Source organism: Massilia sp. P1_C10 (assembly GCF_056406475.1).
Window position 1 is genome coordinate 449,396 of sequence record NZ_JBFUAC010000004.1, and the last position, 23,017, is coordinate 472,412.

At 67.7% G+C, this 23,017-nt stretch carries 13 protein-coding genes; 2 read left to right on the forward strand and 11 right to left on the reverse strand.

Annotated features, from left to right (window positions below; all coding sequences use genetic code 11):
- Window positions 1-26 precede the first annotated feature (26 nt).
- From AC1D02_RS12100 to AC1D02_RS12145, 10 genes are all read right to left on the reverse strand, one after another.
- A complete protein-coding gene (locus AC1D02_RS12100) occupies window positions 27-533 on the reverse strand; it encodes a response regulator (protein WP_477317073.1) in 507 nt (168 codons plus the stop codon).
- Window positions 530-1,819 carry a response regulator c-di-GMP phosphodiesterase, NosR family gene (nosR, locus tag AC1D02_RS12105; RefSeq protein ID WP_477317075.1) on the reverse strand — a complete coding sequence of 430 codons (1,290 nt, stop codon included), beginning with the start codon at window positions 1,817-1,819 and terminating at the stop codon, window positions 530-532. The genes AC1D02_RS12100 and nosR overlap by 4 nt, the downstream gene beginning before the upstream one ends.
- Window positions 1,819-2,781 (reverse strand): ATP-binding protein, encoded by a 963-nt coding sequence (locus AC1D02_RS12110; protein ID WP_477317077.1) that lies wholly within the window; start codon window positions 2,779-2,781, stop codon window positions 1,819-1,821. Before AC1D02_RS12110 ends, nosR begins: the two co-directional genes overlap by 1 nt.
- Before the next feature lie 7 nt (window positions 2,782-2,788).
- Window positions 2,789-3,637 (reverse strand): HDOD domain-containing protein, encoded by an 849-nt coding sequence (locus AC1D02_RS12115; RefSeq protein WP_477317079.1) that lies wholly within the window; start codon window positions 3,635-3,637, stop codon window positions 2,789-2,791.
- Window positions 3,634-3,954 (reverse strand): hypothetical protein, encoded by a 321-nt coding sequence (locus AC1D02_RS12120; protein WP_477317081.1) that lies wholly within the window; start codon window positions 3,952-3,954, stop codon window positions 3,634-3,636. Before AC1D02_RS12120 ends, AC1D02_RS12115 begins: the two co-directional genes overlap by 4 nt.
- The gene (locus AC1D02_RS12125; protein WP_477317083.1) at window positions 3,951-7,589 is read right to left on the reverse strand and encodes an EAL domain-containing protein; all 3,639 of its coding nucleotides are present in this window, start codon (window positions 7,587-7,589) and stop codon (window positions 3,951-3,953) included. Before AC1D02_RS12125 ends, AC1D02_RS12120 begins: the two co-directional genes overlap by 4 nt.
- Window positions 7,586-10,342, reverse strand: a complete 2,757-nt coding sequence (locus AC1D02_RS12130) for a GGDEF/EAL domain-containing response regulator (protein ID WP_477317085.1) — start codon at window positions 10,340-10,342, stop codon at window positions 7,586-7,588. Before AC1D02_RS12130 ends, AC1D02_RS12125 begins: the two co-directional genes overlap by 4 nt.
- A gap of 2 nt (window positions 10,343-10,344) precedes the next feature.
- Window positions 10,345-10,743 (reverse strand): Hpt domain-containing protein, encoded by a 399-nt coding sequence (locus AC1D02_RS12135; RefSeq protein WP_477317087.1) that lies wholly within the window; start codon window positions 10,741-10,743, stop codon window positions 10,345-10,347.
- A gap of 360 nt (window positions 10,744-11,103) precedes the next feature.
- Window positions 11,104-11,736 (reverse strand): response regulator, encoded by a 633-nt coding sequence (locus AC1D02_RS12140; RefSeq protein ID WP_477317089.1) that lies wholly within the window; start codon window positions 11,734-11,736, stop codon window positions 11,104-11,106.
- On the reverse strand, window positions 11,733-15,479 hold the full coding sequence (locus AC1D02_RS12145) for an ATP-binding protein (RefSeq protein WP_477317091.1): 3,747 nt from the start codon (window positions 15,477-15,479) through the stop codon (window positions 11,733-11,735). The genes AC1D02_RS12140 and AC1D02_RS12145 overlap by 4 nt, the downstream gene beginning before the upstream one ends.
- A 463-nt stretch (window positions 15,480-15,942) precedes the next feature.
- Here AC1D02_RS12145 and AC1D02_RS12150 point away from each other — a divergent pair, with 463 nt between their 5' ends.
- Both AC1D02_RS12150 and AC1D02_RS12155 read left to right on the forward strand, forming a co-directional pair.
- A complete protein-coding gene (locus tag AC1D02_RS12150) occupies window positions 15,943-19,392 on the forward strand; it encodes a bifunctional diguanylate cyclase/phosphodiesterase (RefSeq protein ID WP_477317093.1) in 3,450 nt (1,149 codons plus the stop codon).
- A 79-nt stretch (window positions 19,393-19,471) separates the two neighbouring features.
- Window positions 19,472-21,706: a TonB-dependent receptor domain-containing protein gene (locus AC1D02_RS12155; RefSeq protein ID WP_477317095.1), complete on the forward strand. Its 2,235-nt coding sequence runs from the start codon at window positions 19,472-19,474 to the stop codon at window positions 21,704-21,706.
- A gap of 193 nt (window positions 21,707-21,899) precedes the next feature.
- Here AC1D02_RS12155 and AC1D02_RS12160 read toward each other — a convergent pair whose 3' ends face one another.
- Window positions 21,900-22,811 carry a DUF5996 family protein gene (locus tag AC1D02_RS12160; protein WP_477317097.1) on the reverse strand — a complete coding sequence of 304 codons (912 nt, stop codon included), beginning with the start codon at window positions 22,809-22,811 and terminating at the stop codon, window positions 21,900-21,902.
- Window positions 22,812-23,017 lie beyond the last annotated feature (206 nt).

The following is a 23,017-nucleotide window of genomic DNA, read 5'->3' on the forward strand; positions in this document are numbered from 1 at the left end:
TGCGCTCCGCGCGCCGCACGGATGGGCTAATCGAGGTAGATCGAGCCGTCCTCCGTGCGCCGCACCTGGGTGATGCCCGGCTCCTCCTGTTCAAGCTTGCGCACCTCGAGCTCCTGCGCCGACAGCGCCGGCGGCCGGCGCAGCCGCATCGCCTCGTCGTGGCGCGCGAACGCCTGCAGGAAGATCTTTTGCAGCTCCTCGCCTTCCCACGGCTTGGCGACATAGCGGAACACCTCGGCGCGGTTGATCGCGCTCGACACCTCGGCGAACTCGGTCGAGGCGCTCAGCATCAGCCGCACCGCCTCGGGCTGCACGCCCTTCACCAGCTGCAGGAAATCGGCGCCGGTCAGGCCCGGCATCCGGTAGTCCGACATCACGATGTCGAACGTGACCTCGGCGCAGCGCAGCAGCGCCTGCTCCGGATCGGTGAACGCCTCGAGCTCCGCATCGTGCTCCTGCAGGAACGGGCGCAGGGTGCGTTGCAGCGCGCTCAGTACGCGCGCCTCGTCGTCGACCAACAGTACGCGCCTCATGCCGCCTCCGCTTTCAATTTCACATACACCAGGAACGTCGCGCCGGACGTGCGTTCGAAGTCGCCGATCTGGCGGATCATCCGCTCGGTCAGCAGGTGGTCGGCCGACAGCAGCAGCGAGCCTTCCTTCGTCACCAGGTCGCGCGTGGTGCGCATCCCGGGCTTCAGTTTGGCCACCGGCAGCCCGGTGTCGCGCAGGGATTCGACAGGACTCCTGCCGGTGGTGACCTCTTCGAAGGCGGCCACCACGGACGGATCGTAGCGCTTGCCGCGGCTTTCGATGACGATCTGCGCCGCCTGGTCGGGCCGCAACTGGCGCTCGCTCAGGGTGCCGATCTGCAGGTTGTCGTAATCGCTGGCCAGCGCCAGGATGCGCGCGCCGATCGGGATGTCGAGGCCCGCCAGACGGTCCGGAAAGCCTTCGCCGTCGAAGCGCTCCTGGTGCGCGCGCACCAGCGTGGCCGCCTCGCGCAGGTCCTCCAGCGGCATCAACAGCTGCTCGCCGCGCGCCGGATAGCTGCGGTACAGCCCGAGCAGGTCGCCGTTCATGCGCGGCACCGCCATGTCCAGCAGGCTGTCGGAGAAGCCGATCTTGCCGATGTTGTGCAGCAGGCCGGCGATGAAGATCTGCTGGGTTTCGCGCGCGTCGAGCCCCATCCGCAGCGCGATCCGGCGCGCCAGGTCGGCCACCCGGCGCGAATGGCCGGCCAGGTTTTCGCCGCGCAGTTCGATCAGGCTGGAAAACACCTGGATCGAGGTCAGGAAATTGCGCTTAAGCTTATCGTTCGATCCGACCAGCTCCTCGGTGCGGCTGGCCACCTTGGCCTCCAGGCTCAGGTTCAATTCGCGCAGCTGCTCGTTCTGCTGGATGCTGAGCGCCTCGAGCCGGCGCCGGTCGCGTTCCAGGCCCTGGCGCTCGAGCGCGTGGCGCACCACCAGCGTCATTTCGTGGTCGTCCCACGGCTTGGTGATGTAGCGGTAGATTTCGCCGCGATTGACCGCGTCGAGGATCTGGCTCACGTCGGCGTGGCCGGTCAGCAGGACGCGCATGGTGTCGGGACTATGCTGGCGCGCCTGCTCGAGGAACGCGACGCCGTCCATTTCGGGCATGCGCATGTCCGAGATGATCAGGTCGACCTGGCGCGACGCCAGCACTTCCAGGCCGGCGCGCCCGCTGTCGGCGGTCACGACCTCGTAGCCCTGGGTGCGGAACAACCGCCGCAGCGCCGACAGGATGTGCGGTTCGTCGTCGACGCACAGGACCGCGCCGGTAACATTCGCTTGCATCAGGCCTCCTGCTGCGCCGCGCGGCGGATCGGCAAGACGATGCGGAAAGTGGTGCCGCAGCCCGGCGCGCTGCGCACGTCGATCTGGCCGCCGTGCTTCTGGATGATCCCGTACGACAGCGACAGGCCAAGGCCGGTACCGCTGCCGATCGGCTTGGTGGTGAAGAAAGGATCGAAGATGCGCGACTGGATCTCCAGCGGGATGCCGCTGCCGGTGTCGGCGATCTCGATCCAGACCTGGTGCTCGTCGCAGCCGGTGCGGATGGTGATTTTGCCGCGCTCGCCGCTGATCGCGTGGGCGCCGTTGATCACGATATTCATGATCACCTGGTTGATGTGCGACGGCTGGCACTCGATGTCCGGGATCTGGCCGTATTCCTTGACCACGTCGGCCTTGTATTTGACCTCGTTGCTGACGATGTTCAGGGTCGAGTCGATCCCCGCGTGCAGGTTGGCCCACTGCCATTCCTGGTTGGCGTCCACCCGCGAAAAATCCTTCAGGTCCTGGACGATCTTGCGCACCCGGGTGATGCCCTCGCGCGATTCGGACATCAGCACCGGGATGTCCTCGATCAGGAATTCCAGGTCGGCCGTCTCGCGCTCGGCGCGCAGCGCGGCGCGCACGGCCGGGTCGGCGATGCTGTGCTCGGCGTCCTGGTACAGCTTGAACATGGCCAGCATGCGCCCGATGTAGGTGCCGAGCGTCTCGAAATTCGAGAACACGTAGCCGATCGGGTTGTTGATCTCGTGGGCGACGCCGGCGGCCAGCTGGCCGATCGACGCCAGCTTCTCCTGCTGCATCAGCTGCTGCTGCGCCATCGACAGGCGCGCGTTCAGCTCCGTCAGCTCGTGGTTGCGGCGCATTAGCTCGGCCTCTGCCGCCTCGCACTTGCGGATGTCTGCTTCCAGCCGCTGCATGGTTTGCTCGGGCTGCGAGCCCAGGGAAATGTCGGTAGGTGTCATGATTTTCTCAGTGCGCCGCGATCAGGATCTGGCAGGCGTTGTCGAATTCGGATTCGGTGTCGGCGAACACGCTGCGCAGGCCGGCAGCGTCGAGGCGCAGGCTGTCCCACGCGTTCTGCATGATGGCCGGCACCCGCTCGTCGGCCGCGCCGGCCAGGTCGAGCGCGTGAACGATGGCGTCGGCCACGTGCACCACGCTGGCGATGTCGCCCAGGTCCTGCCCCGCCGGCGCGTGGTGATTGGCGATCGCGCGGCGGATCAGTTCGGGGAACTTCCAGTGCTCGGCCAGCGCGCGCCCGACCCCCGCGTGGTCCATCGACAGCACCGCCCGTTCGGCCGACAGCATTTCGCAATCGTGCGCGGCGCGATATGCGATCGCCTCGTCGTACTCTTTCGGGCAGATCGTCACCAGCACCAGCCGGCCGATGTCGTGCAGAAGACCCGAGACGAAGGCGAATTCCTGGTTGCGGCCGGTGAGCCGCGCCAGGCTCTTGGCGCACAGCGCCGTGCCGACCGCGTGGCGCCAGAAGCGGGCCAGGTCGAAGCCGCCCGACTCGGCGCCGCCGAAGGTGCCGATGATGCCGGCCGACGTCACCAGCGCGCGCACGCTGTCGAATCCCAGCACCGCGATCGCCTGGTCGATCGTGCGCACCTTGCATTGCAGCCCGTAGAACGAGGAATTGGCCAGCCGCAGCGTCTTGGCCGTCAGCGCCTGGTCCTTCGACACCTTGGCGGCCAGCTCGCTGGTGCTGACGTCGTCCTGGTCGAAGGTGGCGATCAGTTCGGTGACAATCAGCGGCAGGGTCGGCAAGTCGCGCACGTTAGCGACCACTTGCTGAAGGGTGATCTGGGTCATTTCAGGCTTTCCATGCGATAGGCGGTCAGCTCGGCCCGCAGCAGTCCATTGGCCTCGTTCTGCGCCGGATCCCGGAACAGCTTCGCCATGCGCGCGTCAACCCGCTCGCGCTCGCGCGCCAGGTCTTCGCTGGAGATAGCGTCGTCGACCACGCTGACGCTGTCGATCGCCCGGCGCCGCATCGAGGTCAGCAGCGCCTCGGTCAGCGGCGCCCCGGCCGGCAGCAGCACGCTGCCCTGGTGGTCGAGGACGTCGGCGGCCAGGACCATGCCTGCTTCGGCGTCGTCCAGGTCGAGTTGTTTGCACCTGCTGATCATGCTGCTTCCTTGCTGATGTCGGCCGCCAGCACGGCCTTGAAGATGACGAGGCGGCCGCGCGCGCGCGTCCCCCTGCCCATGCTGTGCGCGACCACTTCGTAGTCGGCGCCGTTCAGCCGCTCGAGGCAGGAACTGCCCTCGCCGGCCCGTTCGAGCGATTCCAGCAGGCCCGGAATGAACTGCGCGGCGGGGCTGCCGAGCATCATGCCGTGCTGGCGGAACAGCTGCAGCGCAGCCGAATTGGCGAATGCCACCACCTGCTCCTCGTCCAGCCCGATCACCGGCAGCGGCACGTGCTGCAGCGCCTCGCGCACGATGTCGAGCGAGATGCCGGTGCGGGCGATCTGCTCCTGCTGCTGGCGCAGCACTTCTTCGAGCTGGCGGTTGGCCTGGGCCAGTCCGGCGTTCGCGGTGCGCACTTCCAGGTCGAGGCGGCGATTTTCGTCGGCCATCTCCTTGTGCAGCATCGCTTCCTGGATGTGGCCGCGCAACTGGGTGTCGTCCCACGGCTTGGTCAGGAACTTGTAGATGGCGCCTTCGTTGACCGCGTCGGTGACCGACTGCAGCTCGGTGAAGCCGGACAGCACGATGCGCACGGTATCGGGGTGCGAGGTCTTCACCGCGCGCAGGAAATCGACCCCGGTCATGCCCGGCATGCGCTGGTCGGACACGATGACGTCGACCGCCTCGCGATCGAGCAGCGCCAGTCCCTCGGCGCCGCTGGCCGCGGTGATGATGCGCAGGCCGGCGCCGCGCAACTGGCGCTTGAGCGCGGACAGGATGTTCGGCTCGTCGTCGACCAGCAGCAGCGTGCGCTCGCGCTTGTGCATGCGCAGCAGGTGCGGCGGCAGGCGCCGATCCTCGGTCAGCATGGTGCGCAGCGCCGACGCTTCGAGCGCCGGCGCGAACAGCCGGCCCTGGATCTCGTCGCACATGATCCGGGCCAGGGATTCGCACTGTGCCTCGGTTTCGACGCCCTCGGCGATCACCCTCATGCCGAGGTTGTGCGCCAGCGCGATGATCGCGTCCGGAATCGCCTCGTCGCTGCGCTGGCCCGAGATTTCGCGCACGAACGACGGGTCGATCTTGAGCGCGTCGAGCGGATAGTTCTTCAGCTGCGCGAGGCTCGACAGGCCGGTGCCGAAATCGTCGACCGCCACCGTCACGCCCAGCGCGCGCAGGCCGGCCAACGTGGCCGCGGCGCGTTCGACGTCGGTCATCACCATCCGCTCGGTCAGCTCCAGCTCCAGGCAGTTCGGCGCCAGGCCGGTGTCGTCCAGCACCTGCGCCACCAGCGCCGGCAAGTCGGGCTGGTTGAATTCGCGCGTGGCCAGGTTCAGCGCCAGGCGCAGGCCAGGACTGCCATCGTGCTGCCAGGCGCACACCTGGCCGCAGGCGCGGCGCATCGCCCACATGCCGATCGGGACGATCAGGCCGGTGTCCTCGGCCAGCGCCAAGAAGCGCCCCGGCATCAGCAGGCCCAGCTCCGGGTGGCGCCAGCGCAGCAGCGCCTCGACGCCGACGATGCGGCCGCTGCGCAGGTCGAGCTGCGGCTGGTAATGCAGTTCGAATTCGTCGCGCTCCAGGGCGCCGCGCAGCGCGACCTCGAGGCGCATCCGTTCCTGCGCCCGCTGGTTCATCTCCGGCAGGTAGAACTGGTAGTTGTCGCGCCCGTGCTGCTTGGCGCAGTACATCGCCAGGTCGGCGTATTCGATCAGCGCCTCGGGATCGTCGCCGTCGCGCGGGTAGCTGGCCACGCCGAGGCTGCAGCTCAGGTAGAAGTCCTGGCTGCCGATGGTCACCGGGCGCGCCAGCGATTCCATGATACGGTCCAGCACCGAGGTGCTGAGGTGGCCCCGGCCGCGTTCGGCCAGCACCAGCATGAATTCGTCGCCGCCGAGGCGTCCGACGGTGTCTTCCGGACGCACCGCCGCCACCAGCCGCTGCGCGACCTCGCGCAGGCAATCGTCGCCGGCGCGGTGGCCAACGCTGTCGTTGACGAACTTGAAGCGGTCGAGGTCGACGAACAGCACCCACACCGACTGGCCGTTGCGCGCGGCGGCGGCGATTTCCTGGCCCAGCCGCTCGTGCAGCAGCTTGCGGTTGGCCAGCCCGGTCAGCGCGTCGTGCGCGGCCTGGTGAACTAGCTCCGCCTGATAGCGGCGCTTCTCGGTAACGTCGGCCAGCACCGCGACGAAATGGGTGACGGCGCCGCCGGCGTCGCGCACCGGAGAAATCGAAGCGTGGGTCCACAGCTCGCTGCCGTCCTGGCGCCACATGCGCAGTACCGCGCTGCCCTCGCGCTGCTCGCGTACCATCGCCGTCATCTCGCGCACGCCCGTCTGGTCGCCGTCGGCTTCGAACAGCTGGCTGGCATCCTGGCCGCACACGTCGGCGCGCGAATGGCCCGTCATTTTCTCGAAGGCCGGGTTGACATAGTCGATCGGATAGGACGGCTTGCGCGCGGCGATGATGACGATGCCGTCGAAGCAGGCGTCGACCGCCTGCCGCATCAGTTGCTGCGAGCGGTTCGCCTGGGTCAGCGCGGCCGTGCGCTCCTTCACCAGCCGGTGCACGCCGCGGGTACGCGCCGCCAGCGCGCCGACGTAGGCGGCCGCCAGCGCGCTGCCGATGCAGCCGCACACCAGCATCAGCAGCGATCCCAGCCCGCCGGGCAGCAGCGGCGCCGGGCCGGCGGCGATGGCGATGTGCCACGGCCGCCCCGCCAATTCGAAGGTGGCGCTGGCCTTGCGCGGCGCGCCGCCGAAACGCGCGAACAGCGCCGATGGCGCGCTGGCCGGCGCCGAGTCCTGGTGAAATACCAGCATGTCCGGCGCCGCCGCGCGGTCCTGGAACACCCGCACGTCGAATCCGGGTTCGGCCAGCAGGCGCGCACTCGCCAGGCTCTGCCCGAACAAGCCATCGCTGACCACGCCGACCACTGCGTAGCCGGCGACCTGGTCGCAGCCTTTGCCGCCGGGGCGGTATACCGGCATCATGATCATGAAGCCCGGCTGCATCCGGTTGCCCAGCAGGACGTTGTACTGTGGCGTCATCGACGGCAGGCCGGTCGCGCAAGCGCGGTCGCGCGCCGCCAGCGACTCCTTGCGCGAGTCGGCGTTCAAGCCGAACGCGGTCTCGTTACCGGCCAGCGGCACCAGGAAATCGACAACCCGGTAGGCGGGACTGTGCGGCGCCGTCACCGCATTGCCGCCGACGACGTTACGGATTTCGAAGCCGGGCAGCGTGCGGCGTCGCTCCGCTTCGAAGCCCGGACGTTCGGCATCGCTCACCATGCGCTGGTAGCCGATAAACTGGATTTGCGGATTGTCCTTCAACAGCGGCTCGGCGAAACTGACGAACTGGCTTGGGCCGACCGGCTGCATCGCCGCGAACACGCGCTCCACCGACGACAGCACGTCCACCGCGCGCTGCAAGCCCTCGTGGATGGCGGCGATGCGGGTATTGGCGCGCCGCTCGAAGTCGTCGCGCGCGCGGTGCTGTTCGCCCGCGCGGATCGCGCTCGCCAGACCGATGGTCAGCAGAAGGCCAGCGAGCAGCGCCAGGGTCGCCGGCTGTTCCATCAGGATTTGCACGGTGCGCGCGTTGCGCACCCAATTGCGCAGGCGGCTCATGGCCGCGCGCGCAGCAGCTTGTCGAGCGCCAGCGATTTGCCTTCGCCGAGCAGGAGAGCGCACGCGTCCGCCGCCACCGGCCGGCTGAAGAAGTAGCCCTGCATTTCGTCGCAGCCGTGTTCGGCCAGCAGCCCCAGCTGGTCGGCCGTTTCGACGCCCTCGGCGATCACGGTCAGTCCCAGCCCGTGGCCCATCGCGATCACCGCCTTGGCGATCGACAGGTCGTGCGGGTCGGTGGCGATTTCGCGCACAAACGACTGGTCCAGCTTGAGCTTGTCGACCGGGAAGCGCTTCAGGTAGCTCAGGTTCGAGTAGCCGGTGCCGAAATCGTCGATCGCCAGCTGCACGCCCATGTCTTTCAGCTGTCGCAGGATCTCGAAGGTCTTCTTCGGGTCTTCCATCGACGCGCTCTCGGTCAGCTCCAGTTCCAGCAGGTGCGGCGCCAGACCGGTTTCGGCCAGGATGCGCTCGACCGTGCCAATGATATTTTCAGAGAACTGGCGTGCCGACAGGTTGACCGAGACCGGCACCGCCGGCAGGCCATCGCGCTGCCATTCGCAGCTTTGCTGGCAGGCGCGCCGCAGCACCCAGTCGCCGATCGGCAGGATCAGTCCCGTCTCCTCGGCCAGGCCAATGAAGCGGCCCGGCGCGATCAGGCCCAGCTCCGGGTGCTGCCAGCGCACCAGCGCCTCGACGCCGATGATCTTGCCGGTCGCCAGGCTGGCCTGCGGCTGATAGTGCAGCACGAACTCGCCGCGCTCGATCGCGCGTCGCAGCGCGCTCTCCATGCGGAAGCGTTCCTGCGCGCCCTGGTTCAGTTCGGGGCGGTAGAACTCGTAGCGTTCTTCGGTGCCGGCCAGCGCGCGCCGCACGGCCGCCTCGCTGCCTTGCAGCAGGGTGTCGTAGTCGTCGCCGTCGTTCGGATAAACGGCAATGCCGATTGCCGGGTCGAGATGCAGCTCCTGCCCTTCGTGCATGAACGGCAGGCTCAGTTCGGCCAGCAGCTCGCGCGCCAGCGTCGACAGCTCCTCGGGAGACTTGCGCAGCGCCGCGATGGCGAAGGTACGTTCGCCGATCCGCGCCACGCTGGCGGTGCCGTTCTCCCAGCGGCCCAGGCGTCGCGCGACCTGGCGCAGCATCGCCTCCTCGGCCTCGATCCCCAGGCTCTCACCGATCAGGCGCAGGCGTTCCGGCTTGAGCATCAGGTAGCCGACCAGCTCGGACCCGCCGGCCGCCTGTTCCTGCAGCTGGCGCACTCGGTCGCGCATCAGGAGACGGTTCGGCAGGCCGGTCAGCGTGTCGAAGCTGCTCAGGTAGCGCACCTGCTCCTCGGCGCCGCGCAGTTCGGTGACGTCGACGCCAGTGCCGAGGAAGTACTCGATCTCGCCGTCGCCCTTGCGCAGCCAGGTGGTCGACCAGATGATCGCGCGCTTGCTGCCGTCGCGCGCGCGCCATTCGCCGCTGACCTGGCTGGGCCCCTTGTTCTCGGGCGGCTGCTCGAAGAACTGGCGCAGGCCGGAACTGCCGCTGGCCTTTTCGAACACTTCCCAGCATGGGCGGCCGATCGCCTCCTGCGCCGGCCAGCCCATCGCCTGCTCGCAGGCCGGGTTGAACAGCCGGATCACGCCGGCCGCGTCGACCATGCACACCAGCGCGCCGCTGGTGTTGACCACCGCCGACAGCAGCTTGCGCTCGGACTGCCAGGCGTCGGTGCGGTCCTTGACCTGCGCTTCCATGCTGCCGTACAGGCGCGCGCGCTCGACCGCCACGGCGATCTGGTTGCCGACCGTCTCGAGCACCTGCCACTGGTCGGCGGCCAGCTTGCTCTCGGTCGTCATCAGGCACAACACGCCGCGCGTGCCGGCGCCGGTCGCCAGCGGGATGCAGGCATGCGGCCGGTTCATCTGCTCGCAGGTCATGATGAACTGGGACTCCGTCAACTGGCCGGATTGCAGCTGTCGCTCACAGTGGCAGGTCGCGCAGGCGTCGCTGGCGTGGCTGTCGGTGGCGAAGTCGCGCGCGGCGACCAGGCGCAGCTTGCCGTCTGCGCCGAACAGCTTGATGCAGGCGCCCAGCACGCCGGGGAAATCGAGCAGGCGCTCGAGCGCCAGTTCGCCCACCGCCTGCTCGGTCAGCGCCGGATTGAGCGCCTCGGCGATGCGGAACAGGCCTTCGAGCGACTGGTAGTTGTGGGCGATGCGTTCCTGCTGCGCCTTGAGCTGCTCGGCCATCTGGATCGCTTCCTCGTAGGTCGAGATCAAGAGGTCGAAGATCTGCTGGCGCTCGGCCGTGATGAAGTGGGTCTGGCCTCCCAGGTTGACCTGCATGCCCAGCTGGACCCGCTCGGCGCCGCGCATGCCGCGGTTGGCCAGGATCACGCGGATCCGGCCCAGCAGGTAGTGGCCGTCGAACGGCTTGCGGATGAAATTGTCGGCGCCGCAGTCGAGGCCGCGGATCACGTCGTGCAGGCTGGTGAGCGAAGTCAGGAGAATGACCGGGATGTCGCGCAGGGCGGCGTCCTTCTTGATTTCGCGGCACATCGCGAAACCGTCCATGCGGGGCATCGCGATGTCGCTGACGATCAGCGCGGGCGCCTGCTCGCGCGCCGCGCACAGGCCGTCGCGGCCGTCGACGGCGATGCGCACACGGTAGCCGCCCGTTTCGCGCAGCATCTGCGCCAGGAATTCGGCCTGGGTGGGACTGTCTTCGACGACCAGGATCTCGATCGCCGGTTCAGGGGGGGTGGGCATCATTTTCATGGGCGGCCTTGCGCCGGACGGGCCGCCAGCGCGTCGAGCTGGCCGCACAGCGCCAGCGCCTGGTTGCGGATGCGGCCAGCCGGCTGGCCGATCAGTTGCGGCGCCAGCGCGAGCGCCGCGGCGATGGCCTCGCGCAGCAAGGGCGCGGCGCCGGGCGCGCGCGCGGCGCCGAACACGCGTTCCAGCGCGTGGCACAGGCATTCGAATTCGAGCAGCTCGACCGAGCGCGCGGCGCCGGCCAGCGTGTGCAGGGCGTCGAGGATCGTGCCCAGCGCCGCGCCGTCGGCACCCAGGTCCGGCGACGCCACGGCGGCCGCGATCCGGCCGAGGTGGCCAGCCGCCTCGGCGGCGAACAGGTCGAGCAGCGCGGCGTCGTCGGAAGCGGCGCGCATCATCGGGCGCACCCGCGCGCCGGGGCGTGACAAGCAATCAACGGAATTCCCTGAAGCATCTTGGCATTACCTTATCGATCAAATCGCGTGGAAATGTTTATTGCGCAACAGCAATAAATCACCCACCTCCATCGTACCGAAAATTCACAGCCGAGTTCGCTTGTCAAATGAACCGTGCGCAGGCCTCATGACACATATTTGCACGGACGATACGAAGGCAAGCCGTTGATTTTTAAAGGAACTTAGGTTTTAGGAAATAGTTCTTGCAAAGAAACGGTCACATATTTCGTTTAGGCTTGTCGCCAAATGAACGACAAGGAATGACCCTATAACGTTGCGTACAAATCACATGCCCGTAAGCAATTAACTAACCAGCCCGCTCTTCAGTGCGTATCGGATGACAGCCGCGTTCGACGACAGGCCCATCTTGCGGAAGATCCGGTTGCGGTAGGTGTTGACGGAACTGACACTGATTCCCAGTTCGGCGGCCACCTGCTTGACCTGCATGCCGGCGCCGATCAGGGCGACGATTTCGGCCTCGCGCGCGGTCAGGTTGTGGTGCGACGGCTGCGGGTCCGGTTCCAGCGCCTGGCGCGCCATCAGCTCGGCCAGCCGGGGCCCGATGTAGGTGCTGCCGGCCACCACCTGGCGGATCGCCTTGACCAGCTCCTCGGCGGCCATCGCCTTGGTGATGTAGCCGGCCGCGCCGGCGCGCAGCGCGCTCACCGCGTAGCGTTCTTCGGCGTACATGCTGAGCATGACCACCTTCTGTTCGGGGAACTGGCGGCGCAGTTCGGCCAGCCCTTCCAGCCCGTCGTGTTCGGGCAGGCTGATGTCGAGCACCACCACGTCGGGCCGGTGCTGCGTCACCAGCGCCAGCGTTCTGGTCATGTCGGCCGCCTCGCCGACGATGCGCAAGTCGGCGCTGGACCGGATGATTTTCTTGACGCCTTCGCGGATCAGCTCATGGTCGTCGGCGATAACGATGCGGATCATGCCAGTTCTCCTGGTTCGTTTTGTTTGTCGTCCATCGGGATCAGCGCCGACACCAGGGTGCCGCGCGGGCGCAGCGGCCCGACCCTCAGCCTGCCGTGCACCAGCGCGGCGCGTTCCTGCATGCCGGTGATGCCAAGCGAGCGCACCGCGCGCCCGTGCTCGCGCGCGATGCCTGCGCCGTCGTCGCGCACCCGCAGCAGCAGCGCGTCGCCGCGCCGCTCGACGCTGACCCAGATCCGGCTGGCGTGGGCGTGGCGCAGCACATTGGTCATCGCCTCCTGGAAAATGCGCAGCAGCGCTTCGGCCGCCGGGCGCGCCGGCTGCCGCAGGCCGGCCGGCAGTTCGACGCTGGTGGGAAGGCGCGTGCGCCGCTCGAAGTCGCGCGCGTGCCACTCGATCGCCGCGTACAGGCCCTGGCCGTCCAGCTCGGGCGTGCGCAGCTCGGTGGCGATCTCGCGCACCAGCTGCATCGCCCGGTCCAGCGTGGCGCAGGCCGAGTGCAGCTCGGGGATCACCTTGTCGGGCTCCAGCGCGGCGCCGTGCACGCCGATGTCGTGCTCCAGCAGTTTCAGGTCGATCTTGGCCGCCGACAGCGTCTGTCCCAGCTGGTCGTGCACTTCGCGCGCCAGCGCGTTGCGCTCGGATTCGCGAACCGTCTGCAGGCGTTCGTACAGCACGTTCAGTTCTTCCTGCGCGGCGCGGCGTTCCGCCTCAACGCGTTTGCGTTCGGTGATGTCCTTGGCGATGACGACGAAGTAGCGCGGCTGGCGCGCCTCGTCCTCAATCATCGAGATGAAGTTGTGGACCCAGATCACGCTGGCGTCGGCGCGCCGCGCGCGCGCCTCTATCTGGGCCAAAGCGACGGCGCCGTCGAGCACCGTGCGCAACTCCCATGCGGCAGCCGGAAAGTCCTCGGAGACGGTGACGTCGGCCAGGTTGCGCCCGGTCAGCTCGGCCTCGCTGTAGCCGACCAACTCCTGGTAGGCCGGGTTGGCGCGCACGAACACGCCGTTGATGTCGGTGATGGCGATGCCGCCGGGGGCACGGTCGAACACTGCCGCCAGCAGGCGGTTGGCCTGTCGCAGCTGCTCGGTGCGCAATTCGACGCGCCGTTCCAGGTCGATCTTGGCGCCGATCAGCATCTGCTCGGCCAATTTGACCTCGGTGATGTCGTTGGCCAGCACGAGCGCGCCGTGCGGGGCCGGGTAGCAGCGCACGTTGAACCAGCGGTCCGAGGTGCGCTGCAGGTATTCGACCGGCGCCGGGTGCTTGCCGGCGAGCGCGGCCCGCATCGCCTCCTCCAGCGCGCTGCCGGCGACGAACGGCGCGATCTCGAACACGGTGCGCCCCACCAGTTCCTGTTTCGGCGCGCCCAGGTTGGCCGCCGCGGTGTCGTTCGCCGCCACCACGCGCAGCCCGGCGTCGATGCCGATGAACGTGTCGCTGGTCGCTTCCAACACGCTGGCCAGGTCGCTGCGCACTTCGGCGATCTCGCGCTTGAGCGCCACTTCCTGTTCGAAAGCGGCGCGCCGTATGCGGGACATGCGCACGTGGGCGGCGACCCGCGCCACCAGTTCGCGGCCGCTGAACGGCTTGCCCATGTATTCGTCGGCGCCGGCGGCCAGCGCGTCGAGCCGGGCGTCGGCGCCGGCGCGCGCCGACAGCACGATGATCGACACGGTGCGGATCGCCGGGTCGGCGCGGATCGCGCGCACCAGGTCGAGGCCATCCTCGCCCGGCATCATCAGGTCGACCAGCACCAGTTCGGGATTGGTCGCGCGCACCGCGGCCAGCCCGCCGGCGGCGTCGCGCGCCGATTCGACGCTGCAGGAATCCTTCAGCAGGCGCTCGATGTAGTGCACGATGTCGGCGTTGTCGTCGACCACCACCACGCGCATCGGCTGAGCGCCCGGCGGCGGCGCCATCATGTGCCGCGCCGGCAAGGCCCCGGCCAGGTGCACCGGGCGCACCAGGCGCGCGGCCGGCGCGGGCCGCGGCGCGGCCGGGTCGGCCAGGCGCAGCGGCAAGGTCACGGTGAAGGTGCTGCCCTGGCCCGGCACGCTGGCGGCATCGATCCGCCCGCCCGACAGGCGTACCAGCTCCCGCACCAGCGCCAGGCCGATGCCGGTGCCTTCGACCGGCCGGCCGGCGCGGTTGCCGCTGCGGTAGAAGCGCTCGAACACGCGTTCCAGTTCGTCCTGCGCGATGCCGACGCCGGTGTCGCGCACCGCCAGGCGCAGCATGCCGCCGGCGCAATCGAGTTCCAGCGCGACTTCGCCAGCCAGCGTGAATTTGTAGGCATTCGACAGCAGGTTCGACACCACGGTCTCCCACATGTCGCGGTCGATCATGAGTTCGCCGGGAGGGAGTGCGTTGCGGATCGTCAGGCGCAGGCCCGCGGCCTCGATCGCAGAGCGGAACAGGCTGGCCACTTCGGCGGTCAGCGCACCCAGGTCGAGCGGTTCCAGCCGCAGCGGCAGCTGGCCGGCCTCGATGCTGGCGAAATCCATGATCGCGCTGACCAGCTTGTGCAGGCGCTGCGCGTTGCGGTGGGCCAGCTCGATGAAGTCGCGCACGCCCGGCGCCAGCACGGCGTCGGACTGCTCCAGCAGCTCCGACAGCGGGCCGAGGATCAGGGTCACCGGGGTGCGCAGCTCGTGGCTGGCGTTGGCGAAGAACTGCGACTTGGAGCGGTCCAGCTCCGCCATCGCCTCGCTGCGGCGCCGTTCCGCCGCGATCGCCTCGATGCCGGCGACGGCGGTGCCGACCAGGCCGGCGATGGTGTCGATGAAGTGGCGGTATTCCTGGTCGAGCGGCGCGCGCGGGTTGGCCGCGACCAGCAGGAAGCCATGCGGCGTGGCGTAGCCGGGCACCATGAACGGTACCGCAATGATCTGGCGCGGCGGCTCCGGCCACACGCCGCACTTGTCGCCGGGCGCGAGCAGATCGGCGGCGGCGTAGGTGCGCGGCTCGAACGAATGGGCCAGGCGCGACAGCGGGTGCGCGCCCCCGCCAGCGCCGGCGCCCGGCCAGGGAACGCGCTTGTCGATGCCGATGCAGTCTTCGTGCAGGCCGGCGCAGAACACCTGCGCCGCGTAGTCCTCGCCCGGCACCGCCAGGTACAGGGCGCACAGCGGCACGTCGAAGGGATTGTCGGCCAGCGCCGCGCGCACCAGCTCCAGGGTCCGCTCGTCGCCGCGGCGCAGCGCGACCTGGGTGGCCAGGTGATTCAGGGTACGCAGGCGCCGCTCGTTGATGAAGCGGCGGCTGGTCTCCATGGTCGCGACGAACACGCCGACGGCGCGGCCCTCGTCGTCGCACACAGGGCTGTAAGAGACCGAGAAATAGCATTCTTCCGAAAAGCCGCGGCGCTGGAGGATCAGCTGCCAGTCGTCCATCCGCACCGCGCGACCGGTGTCCATGACGGAAGTCAGCACCGGCCCGAGCGCGGCCCAGGCCTCCGGCCAGACGTCGGCCACGGTGCGGCCCAGCGCTCCCGGATGCTTGTCGCCGAAGATCGGCGCGGTGGCGTCGTTGTAGACGTAGACCAGCTCGCGCCCAACCAGCACACTGAGCTGGAAATCCGAATTCAGGCAGATGCTGACGGCGGCCCGGATGCAGGCCGGCCAGCCGGACACCGGTCCGATCGGCGTGGCGCTCCAGTCCATCGCATGCACCGCGCGCACCATCTCCCCTTCGCCAGGAAAGTAGGTTGCAGCGGAACGGGATTGTTGGTCATCCATGCATGCTCGCTTAAGAATGTGTGTAAATGTTAAACCAATGGCAAATTTTTGGGCGCGGGAAATGGATCCGGCGGCCTCTCGCAGAACGGAGCGGAATTCTACGAGCGCCCGCTCCCGGCGGCAAACGGGTCCCCAGCCCCCGTCGCGGCCATCCTTGCCCGGCCGATGCCATCCCTCCCATCCGCCCACACCCTGCGCAAAGGTTTTTACCGGCCCCATTGATGTCGCAGATTTAATGACGCCGCTGTCGCCATTTGCCTTACGCCCGGGAACGTGGAAGATTGTCAATAAGTACAACTAAACAGGCGTAAAAATTACCTCTTTATTCTTCGCAATAGAACCGTACCCTTATGCAAAAAACATGTATGGTGTGCCTTTCAGGCATATTTACGTACAGGACAACACAGAACAGGACAGCCATGAATCATCCCGATCCAGAAAACCATCCACGGGTGCGCGCCTTATGACTTCCTCCTCGCCGACCGAGGAGGCAAGATTGCGCGTCGGCGACGCTGCTGTACCCCATTTCGCCGGAATTGAAGTCGATCTGCCGACCCGCTCGACCTGGTGGTCGCGGCCGGCACTGGAACTGCTCGATCTGCCGGCGGGCGCCCGCCCCGGGGCGGACGACCTCATCGGCATGGCCGCGCCGGAATCACGCGCCATGGCGGGCGAGCTTTTCGAGCGCTGCGCGCGCGACGGCGCACCCTGGGACGCGAGGTTCGACATGATCACTGCCGATGGGCGCCGCGTCCGGGTGCAGTCGAGCGGCCGTGCGGTGCGCCTGCCGGACGGCTCGCTGACGCGCATCCAGCTCGCGCTGCGTGCAGCGGCGCAGGACGCGCACCACCACGACGACCCGGCCAAACTGGTGGCGCGCCTGGCCAATGCGCTCGACACCATGAGCGAAGCGTTCCTGACGATGGACACCGCGCTGCGCTTCACCTACCTCAATCCGGAAGCCGAGGCGCTGCTGCACCGCAGCCGCGGCGACTTGCTGGGCAAGCTGGCGTGGGAAGAATTCCCGGGCGCGATCGGCGGCCCGTCGTACCGCGAATACGGCCGCGCGCTGCGCGAACAGCGCGTCACCGCATTCGAAGAATACTTCCCGCCGCTGCGCACCTGGTTCGAAGTGCGCTGTTACCCGATCGACGACGGCCTGGCCGTGTACTTCCACGACATCACCGAGCGCAAGGAAGCGCGGCTGGCGCTGAAGCAGGCGCACCGCGCGCTGCAGATGCTCAGCCGCTGCAACCATCTGGTGGTGCACGCGGCGCGCGAGCCCGAACTGATCGCCGAGATCTGCCGCATCGCCGTCGACGTGGGCGGCTACCGCATGGCGTGGGTCGGCTATGCCGAGCACGACGCGGCCCAGTCGATTTCGATCGCGGCCCACGCCGGCAATCCGGACGACGTGTCCTGCCTGCGCGACCTCACGCTGGGCTGGTCCGACCATGCCGACAGCGGGCGCGGCCCGGCCGGCGTGGCGATCCGCAGCGGCGAGCCGGTGGTGGTCGAGGACATGGCCCAGGATTTCCGCTTCGCGCCCTGGCTCGCTTCCGAGGCGGCGTGCGGCTACGGCGGCGCCGTCTACCTGCCGCTCAAGGACGGCGCGCGCGCGTTCGGCGTGCTGGCGCTGTACACCCTGGAAGTGGAAGAAAGCGACACCGACGAAGCGCGCCTGCTGCAGGAGCTGGCCGACAACCTCGCGTTCGGCATCACGGCCGTGCGCCTGCGCCTAGAGCAGGAGCACCTGCAGGCGGCCTTCACCAAGATGGCTACCAGCGTGTCGACCGCCAGCGGCGAGCATTTCTTCGAGCAGCTGGCCACCACCATGGCCGAGGCGGTCGGCGCCGACGGCGGCGTGATCGCGCGCCTGCTGCCGGCCGAGCCCGGGATGGCGCGCACCGTGATCGCCGTGATCGACGGCGTGCGGGTGCCCGACTTCAAGTACGTGGTGGCCGCCGCCCCGTGCCAACTGGCGCTGAACAACGAACACATCTTCATCCCCGACGGCGCCGGAGAGCGGTTCCCGGGTTCGCCGCCGGACATCATCGGCGCCCGCGCTTACGGCGGCTGGCGCCTGCGCGACTCGGCCGGGAAGCTGCTCGGCATCGCCTTCGTGGTGTTCAGGCGGCCCATGAGCCGCTCGAGTTTCGTCACGTCGACCTTGCGCATCTTCGCCGCGCGCGCCGCGGCGGAGCTGGAACGCCAGGACGCCGACGCCAGCCTGCGCACGCAAGCGGCGCTGCTCGACAAGGCGCAGGACTCGATTATCGTGCGCGACCTCGACGACCGCATCCAGTACTGGAACAAGAGCTCCGAGCGAATGTACGGCTGGAGCCGCGACGAAGTGCTGGGCAAGAAGGTCGACCAGATACTGATCGACGACCCGGTAAAGTTCACCGCGGTGAAGGACATTTTGCTGCAGACCGGCCACTGGAACGGCGAGACCACGCGCCAGTGCAAAGACGGCACCAGGCTCGCAGTGCAGGTGGCGCTGTCCCTGATCGCCGACGACGACGGCAAGCCCGAGGGCATCCTGTCGATCAACACCGACATCACGGCGCGCAAAGCGGCCGAACGCGAAATCGAGCGACTGGCGTTCTACGACCCGGTCACCACCCTGCCGAACCGGCTGCTGCTGCTCGACCGGCTGCAGCATGCGGTGACGGTGTCCGCGCGTACCGGCGCCATCGGGGCCCTGCTGTTCATCGACCTCGATCACTTCAAGGCCATCAACGACACACTGGGGCACGAAAAGGGCGACCAGCTGCTGCTGCAGGTGGGGCAGCGCCTGCGCGAATGCGTGTTCGAGATCGATACCGTGGCGCGCTTCGGCGGCGACGAGTTCGTGATCCTGCTCGAAAATCTCAGCAAGCAGCCGGCCGAAGCGGCCACCATCGCGCGCCAGGTCTGCGAGCGCATCGCGCGCGCCTGCGCCGAGCCGGTGCGCTTCGACGGCTACGCGCGCCACACCACCGCCAGCATCGGCGTCACGCTGTTCCACAACCAGGAGTGCGCGCCCAACGAACTGCTCAAGCAGGCCGACCTGGCGATGTACGAAGTCAAGGCGGCCGGGCGCAACGGGGTGCGCTTCTTCGATCCTGCGATGCAGACCGTGGTCAGCGCGCGCGCCGCGCTCGAGGCCGACCTGCGCGACGGCCTGGAGAACGGCGAATTCCTGCTGCACTACCAGCCGCAGCTCGACCGCGCCGGCAAGGTGACCGGCGGCGAAGCGCTGATCCGCTGGCAAAGCCCGGGCCGCGGCATGGTTTCGCCGGTGGCCTTCATCCCGATCGCCGAGGAGACCGGCCTGATCCTGCCGATGGGGCGCTGGGTGCTGGAACAGGCGTGCGCGCAATTGGCGCGCTGGGCCGGCGACGCGCAGCTGGGGCAGCTGTCGATCTCGGTCAACGTCAGCGCGCGCCAGCTGCGCCAGCCGAACTTCGTCGACGAGGTGTTCGACGTGCTCGACAGCGCCGGCGCCCCGTCCGATCGGCTGAAGATCGAAATCACCGAGAGCCTGCTGGTCGACGACACCGAAACGACGATCGGCACCATGCACAAGCTGAAATCGCGCGGCGTGTGCTTCTCGCTCGACGATTTCGGCACCGGCTACTCTTCGCTCAGCTACCTCAAGCGGCTGCCGCTCAACCAGCTGAAAATCGACCGCTCCTTCATCAGCGACGTCATGACCGACGCCAGCGACGCGGCGATCACCCGCACCATTTTCGCGCTGGGCCGATGCCTCGACCTGAACGTCATCGCCGAAGGGGTGGAGACCGCGGCGCAGCACCGCTTCCTGATGGAGCAAGGGTGCGACGCCTTCCAGGGCTATTTGTTCAGCCGGCCTGTCCCTGTCGGAGAATTCGAAGCATTCGTGCGGCGCACCGCCGGCGCGGGGTATTGACGCGCGCACATCGTGCTTTACTTGCAGGCAACAACTCGCTATCCTCGCGGTATCGCTCCAGCTACCAATCGCATACCAGATGATTCGCCGAAACAACGCGTTCCTGCCCTTCCCGCTCACCCTGCTGTCCGCATCCCTGATCGCCGCCGTTCCGGCGTTCGCCCAGACCGAGCCGCCGCCGCCCGCCAAGCCGGCGGCCAAGGAAGCGCCGCCGGCCGAGGTTCCGGTGGCCACCGTCACCGTGCCCGCCAGCCGGCCGTCGAACCAGATCGACCGCCAGGTCTACGAGACCAAGTCCGACCTCGGCTCGTCGAACAATTCGGCCGCGGACGCGCTCAATAACGTGCCCTCGGTCACGGTCGACCCGGACGGCACGGTGCTGCTGCGCGGCAGCCCGAACGTGCAGATCCTGATCGACGGCAAGCCGTCGGCCATGCTGCAGGGCGATAACCGCGGCCCGACGCTCGCCTCGATGCCGGCCGAGGACATCGAATCGATCGAAGTGATCAACAACCCCGGCGCGCAATTCGGCAATGAGGCCGGCGGCGGGCCTATCCTCAACATCATCATGAAGCGCACCCGCAAGCCGGGCGGCTTCGGCACGCTGAACGCGAACATCGGCAGGGACGGCCGCTACAACGCATCGAGCGGCGGCAGCTACAACTCGGGCCGCTTCGGCGCCCAGGGCAGCGCCTACTACCGGCACGACGGCCGCAACAGCTGGAGCGACGCCGAGCGCCAGCGCATCGTGCCGTCGACCGGGGTCTTCAACCGCAGCCGCCAGTTGTCGCAATCGAGCGGACTGACCGGCGCCGCGGGCGTCAACGGCACGCTGCACTACAACTTGGGCGACAAGGACACGCTGGCCGCCAGCGCCGGGTATGCGCGCAACTCGAACGCCCTGGATGCGCTCGATCGCTACACCGCGTTCGGCACCGACGACATCGCCGACAGCGACTACCTGCGCACCACGCGCCGCGGCGGCGCCTCCGACAAATACACCTTGGGAGCGCGGGTCGACCACAAGGGCTTCCAGCCGGGCGAGTTGATCAAGTTCGACCTGCGCGTGTCGTCGGCCATCAACGCCAGCGAGAATGCGTACGCGAACGCGTACACGCTGCGGCCGGCGGGCGCGCGCGACAGCCAGGGGCGCCAGGCCAACCTCAACGAGATCCGCATCGTCGATTTCACCGCCGACCTCGAACAGCCGGGCGAGCATGGCATGCTCAAGGCCGGCTACAAGGTCGCGTCGAACAGGAGCAGCTTCGACACGCGCTACACCAACATCGATCCCTTGTCGCAGGTCGAGAGCCCGAACCTGCTGCGCACGAATCAGTACGAGCTCAATGAGACGACCCTGGCGTTGTACGGCTCCTGGCAGGTCCGGCTGAACGAGCGCTGGGGCGTGCTGGGCGGGCTGCGCGCCGAGTACACCGGCATGGACATCGCCCAGCGCACCAGCGGGATCGACGCCAGCAACCACTACCTGAACCTCATCCCGAGCGCCTTCGTCAGCTACAAGGCGTCCGAGGACACCAACATCCGCTTCAGCTACGCGCACCGGATCCGCCGTCCGGGCGCCGGCGACCTGAATCCCTTCGTGGTGTATCGCGACGAGTTCAACGTCTCCTCGGGCAATCCCGCGCTGAAGCCGACACAGACCGATTCGATCGAGTTGGGCTACGAGACCCGCTTCGGCAAGCTCGATACCAACCTGCGCGGCTACTTCCGGCGCGACGGCGGCCTGATCTCCGAGCGCAAGGTGTTCATCAGCGACACGGTGCTGCTGACCACGCGCGACAATGCCGGCAGCAACCACGCGGGCGGGCTCGAATTCACGGTCAGCGGCAAGCTGCTGCCTTCGCTCACTATCAACACCAGCGGCAACCTGGCGTACACCGAGCAGCGCATCGCCACGCTGGTGCCGGGCGTGTACAAGATGCGCAGCGCCGAGTCGCTGACGGCGCGGGCGCGCGTGAACTGGAGCATCACCGAGCAGGACAAGCTGCAGGTGGCGGTGACCGCGGTCGGACGGGCGCTGCTGGGACAGGGCTATCGCCAGCCGTATTCCAACACCACGCTCAATTACCGGCATGCGATTACGCCGATGCTCGATGTGGTGTTCAACGTGACCGACCTGTTCGAGACCAACCGGATCGAGACCGTGACGGACAACGACATCCTCAAAGAGACCACCGTCCGGCGATTTGACGGGCGGGTGATGTACCTCGGGCTGTCGTACCGGTTTGGCGGAGTGACGGGTGCAAGGCGCGGGCCGCCGGGCGGCATGGGTCCTGGAAGCCGTGGGAGCTAGAGCGAACCGCTACGCCCAGGTCTGACCCTGATGCCGTGAGGTTAAGGTGTCGTACCTGCGGTGGTGTTGAAGGCGCCAGCGTCAAGACATGGGGTGAGGTCCGCCGGACCTGACCCCGGGGTTGGCGCCGCAGCTTGTTTCACCGCCAACTTAACGGCATCAGGGCCTTCCCCGCCGCGACTAGGCGTCCCCGTCATACCCATCCTGCCTCCAGCGCCTGCCGATTCCAGCGGCCCAGGTCTGCGGCCGCTTCATAAGTCGACTGAAAGAAATCGAGCAGCACCGCATCGGGCGATGCGGCCGACCTGACCTCCTCGTAGGGCAGCACAAACTCGCCGAACGTCTCCTCGAAATACGCCTTCGCCGGCCGCACCATCGCATCCTTGAATCCAGGCGGCGCGGGATAGGCATAGGCATAAAACAGCGGCATCGGCAGCGCATCGTTGCCGGGCCAGAAACCGCAACTCGACACCTCATGCGAATACGCCTCGCGCGTCACCCAGTCCGGACAATTTGGGATGCCGCCCGGATGCTCTGGCGCTGGCGCGCCGGAGAAGCGCGTGACGGCCAGGTCGAAACTGCCCCAGAACAGATGGACCGGGCTGCACTTGCCGATGAAGCGCGCGCGGAATTGCTTCATCACCCGGTCGGCCTGCACCAGCAGCTGCCAGTAGCGCTGCGCGTACTCGGCGTCGTAGGACGCATGGATCTCGTCTTGCGCGAACGGCGTCGAATCGGGCAGTTCGTTGGGCGCGCCATGGATCTGGACTGGAAGGCCGAGGTCGTCGAGCTGCGCGAACAGCTCGCGGTGGAAGTCGGCGACTGAGCGCGGGCGCAGCTCGATCGAGCGCGTCATCGCGTCGCTGGTGCGTATGTGCAGGCGATGGTCGACGAAGTCGAATTCGATGTCGAAGCTGCGCTCGCCGTGCGGTATCGGCGAAGTCGTGATGCCGCGCGCTGTGACGTAGAAAGTGGCGTGCCAGGAGTGATTCAGCCAGGGCGCCTGGTGCAGGCGAACCTTGCCGACGACCTGGCTCCACCGGTGCAGCGTGGCGCACGTGTCTTTCCAGTCGTTGTACGGCAACTCGGGCCAAATCGCGTTCATACCCGTAAGTATAGGTATAAGCGCGCCGCGTTCAACTTCGGCCGAACACCTGGCGCAGGTAATGGCTCCACCGAATATCAAACGGGTCTGACCCCAATATTTTGATTGTATACCATTGGCTCTACCGAATATTAAACGGGTCTGACCCCAATATTTTGATTGTTTTCATTCGCTCCACCGAATATAAAGCGGGTCTGACCCCAATA